This is a genomic window from Ruegeria sp. YTSC003 (assembly GCF_059609785.1).
Genome location: NZ_JBXWMK010000018.1, coordinates 1 through 15,576 on the forward strand (window position 1 = coordinate 1; position 15,576 = coordinate 15,576).

The window sequence follows — 15,576 nt, forward strand, 5'->3', positions numbered from 1 at the left end:
GCGTCCGGCTGTCTCTCCAACCCGTCCGGCCGTCTCTCCGACCCGTCAGCACCGCCTCAGCAGCGCCGGTGAAGGGGTATTTACGGATTAGGTCTGGGACCTGCAACCCCCATTTTGAAAAAACTTCATATTTCTCTGCAGAAACTCGCCCATGTTAATGAAAACAATAAGTTAGCTTAATAATTTGGGTAAGAAACAGGGCTGGGCGATGCGTGACGCGCGGGTTAGTCAAGGCTTTGGACGGAATCGTACCCAATGCTTGGTATGCCCGCGGGACTCGACCCAAAGAAAACGCCGCCCGAGTCCCCTCGGGCGGCGCTACCTCTGCGATGATCGTCGGTTTACTTCAGATCAAATCGATCCGCGTTCATCACCTTGTTCCAGGCCGAGACAAAGTCACAGACGAATTTACCCTCGGCACCCGTCTGACCGTAGACCTCAGCAAGCGCCCGCAGTTGCGAGTTGGAACCGAAGACCAGATCGACGCGTGTACCGGTCCATTTGATCTCACCGCTGGCGCGGTCACGACCTTCATAAACGCCCTTGCCGGCAGGTTTCCATTCGGTGCCCATGTCCAGAATGTTGGTGAAGAAGTCATTGCTGAGTACACCCACACGATCCGTGAACACCCCATGCTTGGCGTCACCGAAGTTGGCGCCCAAAACACGCAGGCCACCGACAAGTGCCGTCATCTCTGGTGCGGACAAGGTCAACAATTGTGCGCGATCGACCAGTAACTCTTCGGGCGAGACGGTGTAGTCGGCCTTTTGGTAGTTGCGGAAACCGTCTGCTGCGGGCTCCAGGACTGCGACGCTGTCCACATCGGTCTGCTCTTGCGATGCATCGGTGCGGCCCGGGGTGAACGGAACCTCGACATCCTGACCACCAGCTTTGGCAGCCTGCTCGATGCCGACGGCACCGGCCAGAACGATCAGGTCGGCCAGCGACACTTTCTTGTTGCCTGACTGCGCGCCGTTGAACGCCTCTTGAACGCCTGTCAGCGCGTCCAGCACCTTGGACAGTTTCATTGGCTCGTTGACATCCCAATCCTTCTGAGGCGCAAGACGGATACGGGCGCCGTTGGCACCGCCCCGCTTGTCCGACCCGCGGAAGGTCGAGGCCGAGGCCCATGCGGTTGAGATCAGCTCGGACACCGACAGACCGGATGCAGCGATCTTGGTTTTCAAATCCGCTACATCGGCAGCATCGACCAGATCGTGATCCACCGCAGGCACGTTGTCCTGCCAGATCAGCTCTTCGGTCGGGGCTTCCGACCCGATATAGTTCGACCGCGGCCCCATATCGCGGTGGGTCAGCTTGAACCAGGCGCGCGCGAAGGCATCTGCGAACTCTTCCGGGTTCTCGTGGAAGCGTTTCGAGATCGGGCCATAGATCGGATCCATGCGCATCGCCATGTCGGCGGTGGTCATCATGGTTTTGACCTTCTTGGTCGGATCACCGGCCGCCGGGGCCATGTCTTCTTCCTTGACCCCGATCGGCTCCCAGATCCACGCGCCTGCGGGGCTTTTGGTCAGGTTCCACTCATATCCAAACAGAAGGTCAAAGTATCCGTTGTCCCATTTGATCGGGTTTGCGGTCCACGCGCCCTCGATGCCCGAGGTCGTGGTATCGTCACCGACGCCCGAACCGAACTTATTGATCCAGCCAAGGCCCATCTCTTCGATCGGTGCCGCTTCGGGTTCGGGGCCGACCAGATCAGGATCGCCCGCGCCGTGCGCCTTACCAAAGGTGTGGCCACCAGCAACCAACGCGACGGTTTCCTCGTCATTCATCGCCATCCGGCCAAAGGTGTCGCGGATATCACGGCCCGAGGCCAACACGTTTGGTTCACCATCCGGGCCCTCGGGGTTCACGTAGATCAGACCCATCTGAACGGCGGCGAGTGGGTTTTCCATGTCGCGCTCACCAGTGTACCGGCTGTGCGGGTTGTCGGTGGGGGCAAGCCACTCAGTTTCGGAACCCCAATAGATGTCTTCTTCAGGCGCCCAGATATCCGCGCGACCACCAGCAAAGCCAAATGTCTTGCCGCCCATGGATTCAATGGCGCAATTGCCGGCAAGGATCATCAGGTCGGCCCAGGAAATCTGGTTGCCGTATTTCTGCTTGATCGGCCACAGCAGACGGCGCGCCTTATCAAGGTTGCCGTTATCCGGCCAGCTGTTCAGTGGCGCAAAGCGCTGGTTCCCGGTCGAGGCACCGCCACGGCCATCCGCCGTGCGATATGTACCGGCGCTGTGCCAGGCCATCCGGATGAACAGACCGCCGTAATGACCGTAGTCGGCAGGCCACCAATCCTGAGAATCGGTCATCAGCGCGTACAGGTCTTCTTTCAGCGCCTTCATGTCCAGCTTCTTGAATTCTTCAGCGTAGTCGAAATCAGGCCCCAGCGGGTTCGACGCAGGCGAATTCTGGTGCAGGATCGACAGGTTCAGCTGGTTCGGCCACCAATCCCGGTTTGACCGGGTTCCTGCGCCGTGCATTACAGGGCATCCGCCTGTTTTAGGGTTATCACTTCCGTCCATGTCGATCTCCAATCCTGGCTAAAATCCGGCTCGTTCGCGCGGTGAGAAACGCGGGCGATCAAGAACATATATAGATGACACTTTTACCTCTTTTAGATGCACGGCTTGGATTGCGCACATTCTGTCAAAGGTATCGGCGACTCTTGTCTTGTCGCCGCCAGACCTAGCAAATTCGCACCATGCAAATAAGTTTTCTTTATGGATGGTTTTGATAACCAAAAACTATCACTAAGCACCCGGTGCGCATCGCCGGAAATCAGGCCGGTAGCTCAGTCACCGGTCATCAGCGACCTCAATCCGACCCTATAGTTCGGATACATCAGGTTTACACCCAGCTCATCCTTGATCCGATCGTTTCTGACCCGCTTGTTCTCATTGTAAAAGCTGCGCGCCATGGGGGTCATGTCGGCCTCGTCGAAGGGTACTTCGGGCGGCAATGACAATCCCTGCAATTCGGCCGCATAGGCGATGACATCCTGCGGTGGAACGGGTTCATCATCACATACGTTGTAAATCGCCCCCGGATTGGGCGCGGACATGGACGCGGCAAGAACCTGGGCAATGTCGGCGACATGAATTCGGGAAAAGACCTGCCCCGGCTTGATGATACGTCGCATACCCACACGCTTGAGCTTGGAAAACGGCCCACGACCGGGACCATAGATGCCTGCAAGGCGAAAAATGTGTGTCGGCAAGCCGGGGATGTTCCGCCACTGCTCTTCCGCCTGCACCCGCCATTTGCCGCGCTGCGCCGTTGGCGTCGCGGGGGTGGCTTCGTCGACCCAGTTGCCCTGATGATCGCCATACACGGCCGTGGTCGACAGATAGCCAACCCATTTGAATTGCGCCGCCCTTTCCGCAATCTCATCCGCCAATGCAGCCAGAACCGGATCTCCGTCCGCGTTTGGCGCGGCCGAGATCAAAAGATGCGTCACCCCATCCAGCTGTGGCACTTGCCCCGGCCAAATCACCGGCTCTGCGCCGGATGCCTTGACCACCGGCGATTGGGCCGGATCACGCGTCGTGCCGAAGATACGCCAACCATGGGGTTGCAACTGACGGGACAAGGCCTGTGCCGAGTACCCGTGACCGAAGGAAAATAGTGTGCCTGTCATACGCTCTTAGATGATCCGCAATTTCGCCAGATGCAAGAACTCTGCCAAGGATACTTGATTCGAATCCCCCAATGCGCCTTTCTTTTGGATATGAGTGACAAAACACCAGACCTGCATGCCGCCTACGCGCTGGATTCCCCGGAAGACCACAAGCGTCTCTATGCTGAATGGGCCGGGGATTACGATGAAGGCTTTGCCACGCGCGAGGACTATCAGCTGCACATCCATACCGCCCGCGCCTTTGTCGGCGCCGGCGGGCAAGGGCCTGTGCTTGATGTAGGTGCAGGCACTGGCCTGTGCGGCGCGGTTCTGGCCCGGCTGGGTGTGGGACCGATAGATGCCACCGATATCAGCGCCGAGATGCTGGATCAGGCCATGCGCAAGGATATCTACCGCGACGCCATTGAGGCCGATCTGAACGAAGGCATCCCGGTGCCGCGCGAAAGCTACTCCGGGATCGTTTCATCCGGCACGTTCACCCATGGCCACCTTGGGCCAGAAGCTTTGACTGCGCTGCTGCGTGTGGCCCGCCCCGGTGCTCAATTCGCGCTGTCGATCAATGCCCAACATTATGAAAAGCTGGGATTTGCCGAAGCCCTGCACCGGTTAGCGCAAGGCCAGATTCGGAACCTGACCCTGCCCGAAGTTCGCATCTATGGCGATCTTGCATCTGGCCCCAACAAAGATGACACAGCGCTGATAGCCCTGTTTGAACGCGCTTAGGCCGACTATCGACCTTTCCACATGGGATCACGCTTTTCAGCAAAAGCGCGGGCGCCTTCTAGATTGTCTTCAGAGCCATAGAGGGTATCAACCGTCGGCAATTGCCGCCCGGTAATCCGATTCATGGCATCCTGAAACTTGGAGTCTTCGGCATCCCGTACAATCTCTTTGATTGCGGCATAAACCAAAGGCGGACCGCTGGCCAAAAGACGCGCCAGTTCCCATGCCCGATCCATCAGTTGATCGCCCGGCACGATTTCGTTCACCAATCCCCAGTTCTTAGCCTCTTGGGGGTCAAACCAGCGCCCGGTCAGCAGCAGTTCCATCGCCACATGATACGGAATGCGTTTGGGCAGTTTTACGCTAGCGGCGTCGGCCACTGTGCCGGACCGGATCTCCGGCAATGCAAAACTGGCGTGTTCCGCAGCAAGGATCATGTCGGCGCTCAGGGCCAATTCTAACCCGCCGCCGCAGGCAATCCCGTTGACGGCTGCGATGACCGGCTTGTTCATGTCCCGCAGTTCCTGCAGCCCGCCAAAGCCACCAACGCCATAGTCTCCGTCGACTGCGTCTCCGTCAGCGGCTGCTTTCAAATCCCAGCCGGGGCAAAAGAACTTCTCGCCGCCACCGGTCAGGATGGCGACGCGCAGATCTGGATCATCACGGAAATCACGAAACACTTCGCCCATGACACGGCTGGTCGCCAAATCAATCGCGTTCGCTTTGGGACGGTCCAAAGTGACTTCCAGAATTGCGCCATCGCGCTTGGTTTTGACCGGGTTCATATACTTGCCTTTCGGATCAGAGCATCCACCGCTATGGCACGGTTCGGTGTGCAGATCAGTGGGTTTATTTCAACTTCGCTGACATGGGATGCGTTGGCAATGACATAGGCCTGCACCGCATCGACAGCGTCCAGGATCGCCTCAATCTCTGCCGCTGGTTTGCCGCGATATCCCGCCAGCATCGGTGCGCAGTTCAGTTTGCCCAGCGCCTCCTGCACTGCATCACGCGAGGACGGGATCAGCAAAGAAACCGTGTCACGCAGAATTTCTGTCAGCACCCCACCGGCGCCCAGCGTCAAAACAAACCCGTGGGCCGGGTCTCGGGTCACTCCGACCAATAGTTCCGCCACGCCGGCGACCGCCATTTCCTCAATGAGAACCTCATCGGTTCCAATATCCGCCGAAACTTCGGCGACAACGTCGGCATCAACCTCCAGTCGTACCGCCGCGTGTTCCGACTTATGTGCTAGCCCAACGCCTTTGACAGCGAAAGGACCGGTCAAGTTCGCCGAAACCTGTGCCGCCAAGCCCGACGGTGCCACAACGCTTTGCGGAACACACACGCCGAATTTCGCCAGTGCCCGCTTGGCTTCTGCTTCGGTCAGAACGCTGTCCGCATCATTTTCCGAGGGCAACAGAACCGGTTCGGCCGTCGTCGCTTTCGACACTACTGCCGCCTCAATAGCAGCAAGCGCTTCATGCAAGCCGGCAAAGGGGACAACACCCCCATCCAACAGGCGTTTAGCGACGTCTTGGGGCAAAAGTTCTGGCAGAGTCGCCGTCACCGCAAAAGGACGCCCCGCCTGAGCAACGCAATTCAGCGCGGCTTGCGTTGCACATTCCCAATCACTCGCATCCGTATGAGGATAATCGACAATTGCCATGGTGATGGCCTGTTCCGGGCTCATCATGGCGGACCATGCGCGGGTCATGGCCTGCGTGTCACGCCAGATGTAAGTGTGATAATCCAGCGGGTTCGCCAAGGCTACCATCGGGCCCAGAGCATCGCGCAGGTCAGCCTTTTGCGCTTGCGACAAAGGCGGGAAGTGCAGATTGCGCCCCTCGGCCATGTCCGCAGCCAGACTGGCCTCACCACCTGAGCAACTGATCGACCCCAACCCGTTGCTATCCAAGCGCCCGGCCACGTGCAGCAGCTTGAGACACTCCAGAAAGCTTGGAATGTCATCCAAGCGCGCGATCCCCAGGCGGTCCAGAAAGGCTTGCGCGCCCGCATCTCCTCCCGCCAATGAGGCGGTGTGGGAAATCGTCGCCGCCTGCGCATGCGCCGAACGGCCCATTTTCAGCGCGATGATCGGCACGTTTCGATCCCCGGCTTTTTTGGCCAACGCCTCCCACTTTCGAAGATTTCCGAACCCTTCAATATGGACGCCAATCGCCGTGATCCGGTCGTCATCCAACAGGGCCGAGGCAATGTCGGCCTGATGGGTCTGCGCCTGATTTCCGCTGGTCAGCATAAAAGCCAGCGGCAGGGCGCGGCGCTGCATCGTCATGTTGATTGCGATATTCGAGCTTTGGGTCAGGATCGCAACGCCGCTATCCACAGGCTGCATACCGTGCTGGTCGGGCCAAACTGCGGCGCAATTCAACCCGTTGACGAAGCCGTAGCAATTTGGCCCCAAGATCGGCATCTCACCGGCGGCCTGCACCAACCGGGCCTGAAGATCCGCGCCCTGATCGTCTTCGGCGTTTGCCTCGGTAAAGCCTGAGGCAAAACACACGGCGCCCCCGGCCCCCATGGCCGAAAGGACCGCGATCGTCTCGATCGTTGCATGACGGTTGATGCCAACAAAGGCTACGTCGGGGGCCGCAGGAAGGTCCTCAAGGCGTGCAAAAGCACTCAGACCCGCGATTTGACCGGCTTTTGGGTGGACCGGCCAGATGTCGCCCTGAAACCCGAATTTCCGGGCCTGTTCGATCACTGAGACGCACCAGGCGCCGCCGCCAATCACAGCGATGGATGTGGGGTGCAAAACGCGTGACAGGGAAGACATCAGGCGGCCCCCTCCATCACGCACCGAGTGCCCTCAAAAGATCGCGACTGATAATGTGGCGCTGAATTTCGCTGGTCCCGTCCCAGATACGCTCGACCCGCGCGTCGCGCCAGAACCGCTCAAGCGGGTAATCGTCCATCAGACCCATGCCGCCGTGAATTTGGATGGCGGCATCGGTGACCCGCGCGAGCATTTCCGAGGCATAGAGCTTAGCCGAAGCAATTTCGCGGTTGGCAGGCAGGCCTTTGTCCAGGCGGTCGGCTGCGGCCAGCGTCAACAAGTCCGCCGCGTCAATCTCGGTGATCATATCCGCGATTTGGAAGGACACGCCCTGAAACTTGCCGATCTTCTGGCCGAACTGTTCGCGCGTGGCGGAATAGTCCAGCGCATAGTCGAAAGCGCGGCGTGCGCGGCCTACGGACATGGCAGCAACCGTGATACGAGTCGCATAAAGCCAGGTGTTCATCACTTCAAAGCCGCCATCAACCTCACCCAGAACCTGAGCGTCCGGCAGACGGCAATCATCGAAATCAAGAACCATGTTCTTGTAACCGCGATGGCTAACCGACTTGTACCCGTCCCGGATGGTGAAACCGGGCGTTCCGCGATCCACCAGAAACGCCGTTATCCGCTTTTTCGGACCTTTTGGCGTCTGATCCTCTCCGGTCGCGATGAAAACGATGATGAAATCCGCGTGCTCCGCGCCCGAGATGAAGTGCTTGGTGCCATTGACCACCCAGTCTCCGCCATCCCGCACCGCGGCGCACTTCATTCCACGAACATCTGACCCGGCACCGGGTTCGGTCATTGCCAGCGCGTCCATCCTTTCGCCACGCACGGCGGGCATCAAGTATCGTTCGACCTGCTCGCCCTCACACGCCATCAGGATGTTCTGAGGACGCCCGAAGAAGTGATTCAGCGCCATGGACCCGCGGCCCAGCTCACGTTCGACCAGCGCGAACTCCAGATGGTTCAACCCTGCACAACCGACGCTTTCGGGAAAATTACAGGCATAAAAACCCAGTTCAATCGTCTTGCGCTTGATCTCATCCGCGATCTCTTCCGGGACTTCTCCGGTGCGCTCGACCAGCGCCTCATGCGGGTAGATTTCGTTTTCCACAAAGCTGCGAACGGTAGAGACGATCATCTCTTGTTCGTCGGACAATCCATATTGCATCGGGCGTCTCCACATCTGGCGTTGCGGCATATTCTGACGCGGCTTGTCATTTGTAACGTGCAGAAATAGAAGTTTACCATGCAAGAATGGACTAAATCACCCTCTGCACCGCAGCAAATCGGGGTTCTCCTGTTCGACGGATTCTCAAACCATTGTCTGGCCAATACGGTCGAGCCGCTGCGGGCTGCAAACACTCTGGCTAGTCGCAAATTGTATGATTGGCAGTTCCTTGCGTTGGGGGGTGATCCGGTGACATCCTCGTCCGGGCTGCAGGTCGCGCCGCATCGCCCACTCCAGACCGCCAGTGGGGACATGCTGATGGTCATGCCATCTTATGGATTCCGCGCGCATGGCGGGTGGCGGACCCTTTCGGGTCTGCGTTCTGCGGATCAGCGGTTCAAAGTGCTGGTAGGCCTCGACACTGGCAGCTGGCTTTTGGCGCAGGCAGGGCTGCTGGACGGCCATCGCGCCACGATTCACTGGGAAGAGCTGACCGGATTCACCGAGAGGTTTCCCGATATCGATGCGCGGCGCGAGCGCTATGTTGTCGACCGCAATCGCATCACTTGTTCCGGGGCAATGGCGGCCTTTGATCTGGTTTTGCACCTGATTGGGCGAGATCAGGGGCAGGCCTTGGCGCTCGAAGTTTCGCAGCTGTTTATGACCCGCGATTCCGCGCGTTCGCACAAGGGAGGCGCAGGTGCGACCAGCGGTTACGTGAACAAAGCGCTGGCCTTGATGCAGGAACACCTTGAGATCCCCTTGCCAGTGTCCGAAATCGCAAATCGGGTTGGCCGATCGCAGAAAGCCCTGTCCGTCCGCATGCAGTCCGAGTTGGGCGCTGGCCCGGCGCAGGTCTATCGCCGACTGCGCCTGAACCTTGCGCGCAAACTGGTGGCGGAAACCGACCTGAGCATCGGTGAGGTTGCCCTGCGCGCGGGCTATGACGACCCCAGCGCCCTGACCCGTGCCTTCAAAGCCGAATTCGGGGTCACGCCGCGCGCGCTTCGGACCAGCTAGGTATACATCTGTTTCTTGTACGCCCTTGTCCGGGTCGTCGCCTCGGCCGACCCGTCATGGTACGTGCCAAACCACTTGTCGAACGGAATTTCAGAGGTGCCGTAGTTGCACTCGAAATACCGGTGGTGAAGCTGGTGAAAGAAATCACCGGCACGGGCGGCATCCGTGTCTCCGGCCTTTAGTTTTTCAAACCCGGAATGAGACAACACGGGGCTGATCTGCTGGAAGGAGGCGTGGAACAGCACATGCAACGGGTGCGACGGAACGATCAGGTGGATGAAATAGGTCGTGAAGTACAGCAGGTTCTCGTACCAGTGGTTCGAGATTCCCGACCAAGGCCCAATGTTCACGTTACGATGATGCACAGCATGCACGTATTTGTAGAGCTTCGGGTGATGTTCCAGCCGGTGCACCCAGTAAAAGTGCAGACCTGACCACATCGGGATAAACACCATCCACACAACGAACCAGACCGGCGCGCCGGACCATGTGATGGTCGGCACATAGCCGTTGGCCATCGCCCAGTAGATGATCCACTGATAAACGGTCGCGACGGTCATCGCGCTGCCCAGCGTCCACCAGATATTGTCCAGAACCTGATTGCGGAATGTGAACGTACCATTGTTGCGGGTCAGGTCGCGGCGGTCGAACTTTTTGTACATGCCCTGCCCTTTTCGCATGTACAGCCACCAGTGCAGCCCACCTGCGACGAGTATCTGGGGCACCATGTTCAGCAGCCAAATGCGAAACATCCAACCCGGTGCAAAGCTTTGCATACTTTCCAAGGACGGAAAAAAGAAAGCATAGGCGGTAACCGCCAGCGCAAGGCACAAGGTTAATGCCGTGATCTGCAGCCACGCCCCGCTGTACCATTTCAGCACAGCTGACGGACGTGGTGGCCAATTGAACAAGGGGTTTAACCCCACCGGACCTTCAGGATGATAGTGCCAGCGAGCGGATTCCGGATTCTGTGTAGTGTCAGACATGGTCGTTACCCTGATGAGGTTGTCATGTGGCGTAGTCAGAGCCGCAATCGTCCAGTAAGGCCTTGATCTCTCGCAGATGAGCCTGGGCCTGATCTGGATAGTCTTCTAATTCTTGCGCAGTCTTTTCGGCAATCTCATCTGGCAGGACGCGCAATGGCTGGCCGGTCTGCAGAGCTCGGATGTAGGTTTCCGCTGCGCGTTCAAAATAATAAAGCCTGTTAAAGGCATCTGCCGGGTCACTGCCGATCACAAGAACACCGTGATTGCCCATGATCATGACCTTTTTCTTGGGGTCCGACAGCATCGACGCGCAGCGTTCACCTTCGCTTTCAAAGGCGAGGCCTCCGAACTCTTCATCCACGACGTATCGGTCGTAGAACGTGGCCGTGTTCTGATCGATCGGGGGCAAGGTGCTATCCGCCAAAGATGCCAGAACCGTCGCAAAGATCGAATGCACGTGCATCACACAGCGCGCATGCGGACAGTGGCGGTGGATCGAGCCGTGCAGACCCCAGGCCGTCGGATCCGGGGCACCGGGTTGGTTCATCACATCGGCATCATTTGCGTCCAGAAACAGCAGATTTGACGCTTTGACCCGCGCAAAATGCATCTGGTTCGGGTTCATCAGGAACTGGGTGCCTTCCGGGTTCACCGCCAGACTAAAATGGTTGGCGACACCTTCGTGCATGTTCAGCCGCTCGACCCAGCGAAAGGTTGCAGCCAGATCAACACGTTCGGCCCAGTGGTCGATATTGGCGCGCAGGTTTGTAACAGTCATTCCGGGCTCCTTTGCGGATAGCTGAGAACTTTCGGAAATCGTGCCTGTAGCGTCAAAAATTGACCAACGAAAAAAACACAACTATTCCATTAGCTGAACTAATGGCAAGGTTATACGCATGCAAAAACCACTTCCTCCGCTGGGTTGGCTCCGCACGTTTGAGGCGGCGGCGCGGCATTTGTCCTTTACCGGCGCAGCCCGGGATCTGAACATGACACAAAGCGCGGTCAGCCAGCAGATCAAGTCCTTGGAAGGGTACCTTGGGCAGCCTTTGTTTTTGCGTCGACCACGCGCGTTGGAACTGACCGAAGCGGGCATCACGTATCTTCCGGTGGTGCGCGAGGCATTTCGGACACTCGTACGTGGAACTCAGGCCGTGACCGGCGCCCAACAGAACTCGGTTCAGGTTCAAAGCAACATCACCTTTGCCGTGAATTGGCTGGCACCCAGACTGCCGAAATTCCGGGCGTTACATCCCGAGGTGCAGCTGAATATCTTTACCGAGCTTTGGGAGCCGCGCGAAATGGCCGAAGGGGCCGCCGTGGAAATCCGTTATTCACTACGGCCGTCAGATACGGTTCGGACCGAATTGCTGAGAACTGATCACTACTATCCAGTCTGCGCGCCAGGCTATCAGGTGACGTTGGACGACCTGCAACAGCAGCCGCTTTTTGACTGCTCGAACCTGCTGTCGAACTGGCTGGGTTGGACTGAAGAACAGGGTCTAAATTGGGGAAATCCTGCAATCACTTATTCGACCACCTATTTGGTCAGCTTGTCCGTAGCCATGGCTGGCGGAGGGCTGTGTCTGGCGCATGACACCATTGCCAATGACCTGATTGCGCAAGGTCGTTTAGTAGCCCCGTTCGCCCATCGCGCACCCATGCCCGAAGCCTATTATCTGCTTCTGTCACCGCGCGCCGAAGAAAGCCCCGGCGCCATTGCTTTTGCCAATTGGGTTCGCCGCGAACTGGAGAAGGATACACAGAAATAACCGAGGGTTGCTCCCGCCCATCATCGATGCCCTGCCGGGCGTCTCTTCTGGTTGGGCCGTGCAGCGCTGACGCGCTGCGTGACGGTTTGATGATACCTGTTCACAAGGGGTTGAACCTTCCTGCGCATTCGGGAAAGTTGGGCCATGGAACACACACCCTTCCCTAGTTGGCCCGATGTCGCCCTCCGTTTGATTGCCGTAGCCGCAGGTCGTGAAGCTGCAGATTCGGTCATTCGCGGCGGAATCTGGGTAAATGTGCACAGCCGCGAAAGCCTTCCGAATCATGACATTGCGATCGCTGATGGACGCATCGCTTATGTCGGACCCGATGCATCACTTTGCACCGGCCCAGAGACTCAGGTCATCGAGGCCACAGGGCGCTATATGATCCCTGGCCTGTGTGATGCCCATATGCATATCGAATCGGGCATGCTGACCCCGGCTGAATTTGCCCGCGCTGTCATTCCGCATGGAACCACCAGCATGTTCACCGACCCGCATGAGATCGCAAATGTCCTTGGCCTGGACGGCGTACGCATGATGCATGACGAGGCGATGATGCAGCCGGTGAACATCTTCACCCAGATGCCGTCCTGCGCCCCATCTGCACCTGGGTTGGAAACCACAGGGTACGAAATTACCGCCGAAGACGTGGCCGAAGCGATGAGCTGGCCCGGCATCATCGGCTTAGGCGAGATGATGAACTTTCCCGGTGTCATCAATGGCGACCCAAAGATGTTGGCGGAAATCGCCGAAACGCAACGCGCCGGGAAAACCGTAGGAGGACACTACGCTTCGCCTGATTTAGGGCCTGATTTTGCCGCCTATGTTGCCGGGGGTCCGGCGGATGATCACGAAGGTACCTGCGAGGCAGACGCGATCGCGCGTGTTCGGCAGGGGATGCGGTCGATGATGCGGCTGGGCTCGGCCTGGTATGACGTGGAAAGTCAGATCACGGCTGTCACGGAAAAAGGTCTGGACCCGCGCAACTTTATCCTGTGCACCGACGATTGCCACTCAGGCACGCTGGTCAATGACGGCCATATGAATCGTGTGGTTCGGCACGCCATCGCTTGCGGATGTGATCCGCTGATTGCCCTTCAAATGGCAACGATCAACACGGCGACCCACTTCGGGTTGGAGCGTGAAATCGGCTCGATCACACCGGGGCGGCGCGCGGATGTCATCCTCAGCTCGGACCTGAAAGAACTGCTCATCGACACCGTGATTGCGCGCGGTCAGATCGTGGCCGAAAACGGTAAAATCACCGTCGACTGCCCGCACCTCAACTGGCCTGATACCGCCCGGAACACCGTGCATCTGGGGCATACCCTGACCGCTGCCGATTTCGAAATCCAAGCACCTGCAGGGGCAAACCGCGTGCAGGCCAACGTGATCGGCGTGGTGGAAAACCAGGCCCCGACCAAAGCTCTGAAGGCTGAACTGCCGATCATCGAAGGATTAGTCGAGGGCGACGGCGATGTCTGCCAGATTGCACTGGTTGAACGCCACCGGGCGACGGGCGGCGTGACGAACGCTTTTGTTTCCGGATTCGGATATCAGGGCAAAATGGCCATGGCCTCGACCGTGGCGCATGACAGCCATCACATGATCGTTGTCGGCACGGATCGCGAACAGATGGCACTGGCCGCAAACAGGCTGGCCGAAGTAGGTGGCGGCATCACCATATTCCGCGATGGGGAAGAATTGGCGCTGGTCGAACTGCCCATCGCAGGCCTGATGTCAGACAGCCCCGCCGCAACTGTGGCCGCCAAAGCCGAAGACATGGTCGCCGCGATGGAGGCCTGTGGCTGCACCCTCAACAACGCATATATGCAGCACTCACTTTTGGCACTGGTCGTGATTCCGGAATTGCGGATATCGGATCTGGGTCTGGTGGATGTGCGCACCTTTGAAAAAATCGATCTTCTGGAACCACTTGCATGACAATAATAAAAACACCCGACGCACCCAAACCGGAACAATTCACCGACCCCAAAGCGGCGGTCGCTCGGTTGGAAGCGCTCTATGAACAAGCAACCCGCTTTCTGTGCGACAGTTTCTCGGCAGCCATTGAGCATGGCGCACCAACGGCGCGGTTTAGAGCCTATTACCCGGAAATTCGCATCAGAACGTCGTCCTATGCGCATGTCGACAGCCGTCTGAGTTTTGGCCACGTCTCAGAACCCGGTATTCATGCCACAACGGTTACGCGGCCGGATTTGTTTCGGTCCTATTTGACTCAACAGATCGCGTTGTTGATCAAGAACCACGACCAGCCGGTTACGATTGGGCCGTCCGACACACCGATCCCTGTGCATTTCGCGGTTGCCAACAATCCCGATCTGCACGTCCCGCAACAGGGCGCGGCCGGGTTCACGTTGCGCGATGTCTTTGACGTTCCCGACCTGACCACGACCAACGATGATATCGTCAACGGGGTGTACGACCACGAGGATGAAGCCGGCCCGCTGGCCTTGTTTACTGCCCAACGCGTCGACTATTCGCTGGCCCGGCTTGCGCATTATACCGCGACGGATCCCAGCCATTTCCAGAACCATGTCCTGTTCACGAACTACCAGTTCTACGTCTCCGAGTTCGAGAATTACGCGCGTGCGCAATTGGCCGATCCGGACAGCGGTTACACCAGCTTCGTTTCGACCGGGAATGTCGAGATCAAGGGCTCCGAGGAAGAGTTGGCCCAACCGCTGAAGCTGCCGCAAATGCCGACTTATCACCTGAAACGCGAGGATGGGTCCGGGATCACGCTGGTCAATATCGGCGTTGGGCCTTCGAACGCTAAAACGGCCACTGACCATATCGCCGTTCTGCGGCCCCACGCCTGGCTGATGGTCGGCCACTGTGCCGGGCTGCGCAACACGCAGGCGCTGGGGGATTTCGTTCTGGCCCACGCCTACCTGCGTGAAGACAAGGTGCTGGACGATGACCTGCCGGTCTGGGTTCCGATCCCGCCGCTGGCCGAGGTTCAGGTCGCGCTGGAAAGCGCCGTGGCCGAGGTCACCGAGTTGGAAGGATACGAGCTTAAGCGGATCATGCGGACCGGCACCGTCGCCTCGGTCGACAACCGCAACTGGGAACTGCGCGATCAGTCCGGCCCTGTGCAAAGGCTCAGCCAATCCCGCGCCATTGCACTGGATATGGAAAGCGCAACCATCGCCGCAAATGGCTATCGGTTCCGGGTTCCCTACGGCACATTGTTGTGTGTTTCTGACAAACCGCTGCACGGCGAATTAAAGCTTCCGGGCATGGCATCTGCCTTTTATACCACCCAGGTCAGTCGCCATCTTGCAATCGGAATTCGGGCGATGGAACATCTGCGCGGCATGCCGTTAGAGCGTCTGCACAGCCGGAAATTGCGTTCATTCGACGAAACAGCCTTTCTCTGACGCAAAAAAGCAACGATTTCCCCATATTTTTAGGGT

General features: G+C 58.3%; 12 protein-coding genes. 5 read left to right on the plus strand and 7 right to left on the minus strand.

Annotation, left to right across the window (positions count from 1 at the left end; genetic code table 11):
* Window positions 1-341: 341 nt before the first annotated feature.
* On the minus strand, window positions 342-2,543 hold the full coding sequence (gene katG / locus AC2FFH_RS21540; protein WP_496770588.1) for a catalase/peroxidase HPI: 2,202 nt from the start codon (window positions 2,541-2,543) through the stop codon (window positions 342-344).
* 269 nt (window positions 2,544-2,812) lie between these two features.
* Window positions 2,813-3,658: an SDR family oxidoreductase gene (locus AC2FFH_RS21545; RefSeq protein ID WP_496770585.1), complete on the minus strand. Its 846-nt coding sequence runs from the start codon at window positions 3,656-3,658 to the stop codon at window positions 2,813-2,815.
* 90 nt (window positions 3,659-3,748) lie between these two features.
* Between AC2FFH_RS21545 and AC2FFH_RS21550 the strand changes: the two genes are divergently transcribed.
* Window positions 3,749-4,381, plus strand: coding sequence for a class I SAM-dependent DNA methyltransferase (locus AC2FFH_RS21550; protein WP_496737289.1), 633 nt, complete (start codon window positions 3,749-3,751; stop codon window positions 4,379-4,381).
* 5 nt (window positions 4,382-4,386) lie between these two features.
* On the opposite strand, the gene AC2FFH_RS21555 is transcribed toward AC2FFH_RS21550, so the two are convergent.
* From AC2FFH_RS21555 to AC2FFH_RS21565, 3 genes are read right to left on the minus strand one after another with little or no spacing between them, the layout of a single operon-like run.
* A complete protein-coding gene (locus AC2FFH_RS21555; RefSeq protein WP_496737291.1) occupies window positions 4,387-5,166 on the minus strand; it encodes a carnitinyl-CoA dehydratase in 780 nt (259 codons plus the stop codon).
* On the minus strand, window positions 5,163-7,178 hold the full coding sequence (locus tag AC2FFH_RS21560) for an acetate--CoA ligase family protein (protein ID WP_496845286.1): 2,016 nt from the start codon (window positions 7,176-7,178) through the stop codon (window positions 5,163-5,165). Before AC2FFH_RS21560 ends, AC2FFH_RS21555 begins: the two co-directional genes overlap by 4 nt.
* Before the next feature lie 16 nt (window positions 7,179-7,194).
* Window positions 7,195-8,355, minus strand: a complete 1,161-nt coding sequence (locus tag AC2FFH_RS21565) for an acyl-CoA dehydrogenase family protein (RefSeq protein WP_109313076.1) — start codon at window positions 8,353-8,355, stop codon at window positions 7,195-7,197.
* 78 nt (window positions 8,356-8,433) lie between these two features.
* Between AC2FFH_RS21565 and AC2FFH_RS21570 the strand changes: the two genes are divergently transcribed.
* The gene (locus AC2FFH_RS21570) at window positions 8,434-9,375 is read left to right on the plus strand and encodes a GlxA family transcriptional regulator (RefSeq protein WP_496770579.1); all 942 of its coding nucleotides are present in this window, start codon (window positions 8,434-8,436) and stop codon (window positions 9,373-9,375) included.
* Here the strand turns inward: AC2FFH_RS21570 and AC2FFH_RS21575 are convergent.
* Together AC2FFH_RS21575 and AC2FFH_RS21580 are read right to left on the minus strand one after the other, a co-directional pair.
* Window positions 9,372-10,361, minus strand: coding sequence for a sterol desaturase family protein (locus tag AC2FFH_RS21575; RefSeq protein WP_496770576.1), 990 nt, complete (start codon window positions 10,359-10,361; stop codon window positions 9,372-9,374). The genes AC2FFH_RS21570 and AC2FFH_RS21575 overlap by 4 nt on opposite strands.
* A gap of 22 nt (window positions 10,362-10,383) precedes the next feature.
* Window positions 10,384-11,139 carry a class II aldolase and adducin N-terminal domain-containing protein gene (locus tag AC2FFH_RS21580; protein ID WP_496770574.1) on the minus strand — a complete coding sequence of 252 codons (756 nt, stop codon included), beginning with the start codon at window positions 11,137-11,139 and terminating at the stop codon, window positions 10,384-10,386.
* Window positions 11,140-11,257: 118 nt separating this feature from the next.
* Here AC2FFH_RS21580 and AC2FFH_RS21585 point away from each other — a divergent pair, with 118 nt between their 5' ends.
* From AC2FFH_RS21585 to AC2FFH_RS21595, 3 genes are all read left to right on the plus strand, one after another.
* Window positions 11,258-12,133: a LysR substrate-binding domain-containing protein gene (locus AC2FFH_RS21585; protein WP_496845287.1), complete on the plus strand. Its 876-nt coding sequence runs from the start codon at window positions 11,258-11,260 to the stop codon at window positions 12,131-12,133.
* 144 nt (window positions 12,134-12,277) lie between these two features.
* The gene (ade, locus tag AC2FFH_RS21590; protein ID WP_496845288.1) at window positions 12,278-14,080 is read left to right on the plus strand and encodes an adenine deaminase; all 1,803 of its coding nucleotides are present in this window, start codon (window positions 12,278-12,280) and stop codon (window positions 14,078-14,080) included.
* Window positions 14,077-15,540 (plus strand): AMP nucleosidase, encoded by a 1,464-nt coding sequence (locus AC2FFH_RS21595; protein WP_282154110.1) that lies wholly within the window; start codon window positions 14,077-14,079, stop codon window positions 15,538-15,540. The genes ade and AC2FFH_RS21595 overlap by 4 nt, the downstream gene beginning before the upstream one ends.
* Window positions 15,541-15,576: the final 36 nt, after the last annotated feature.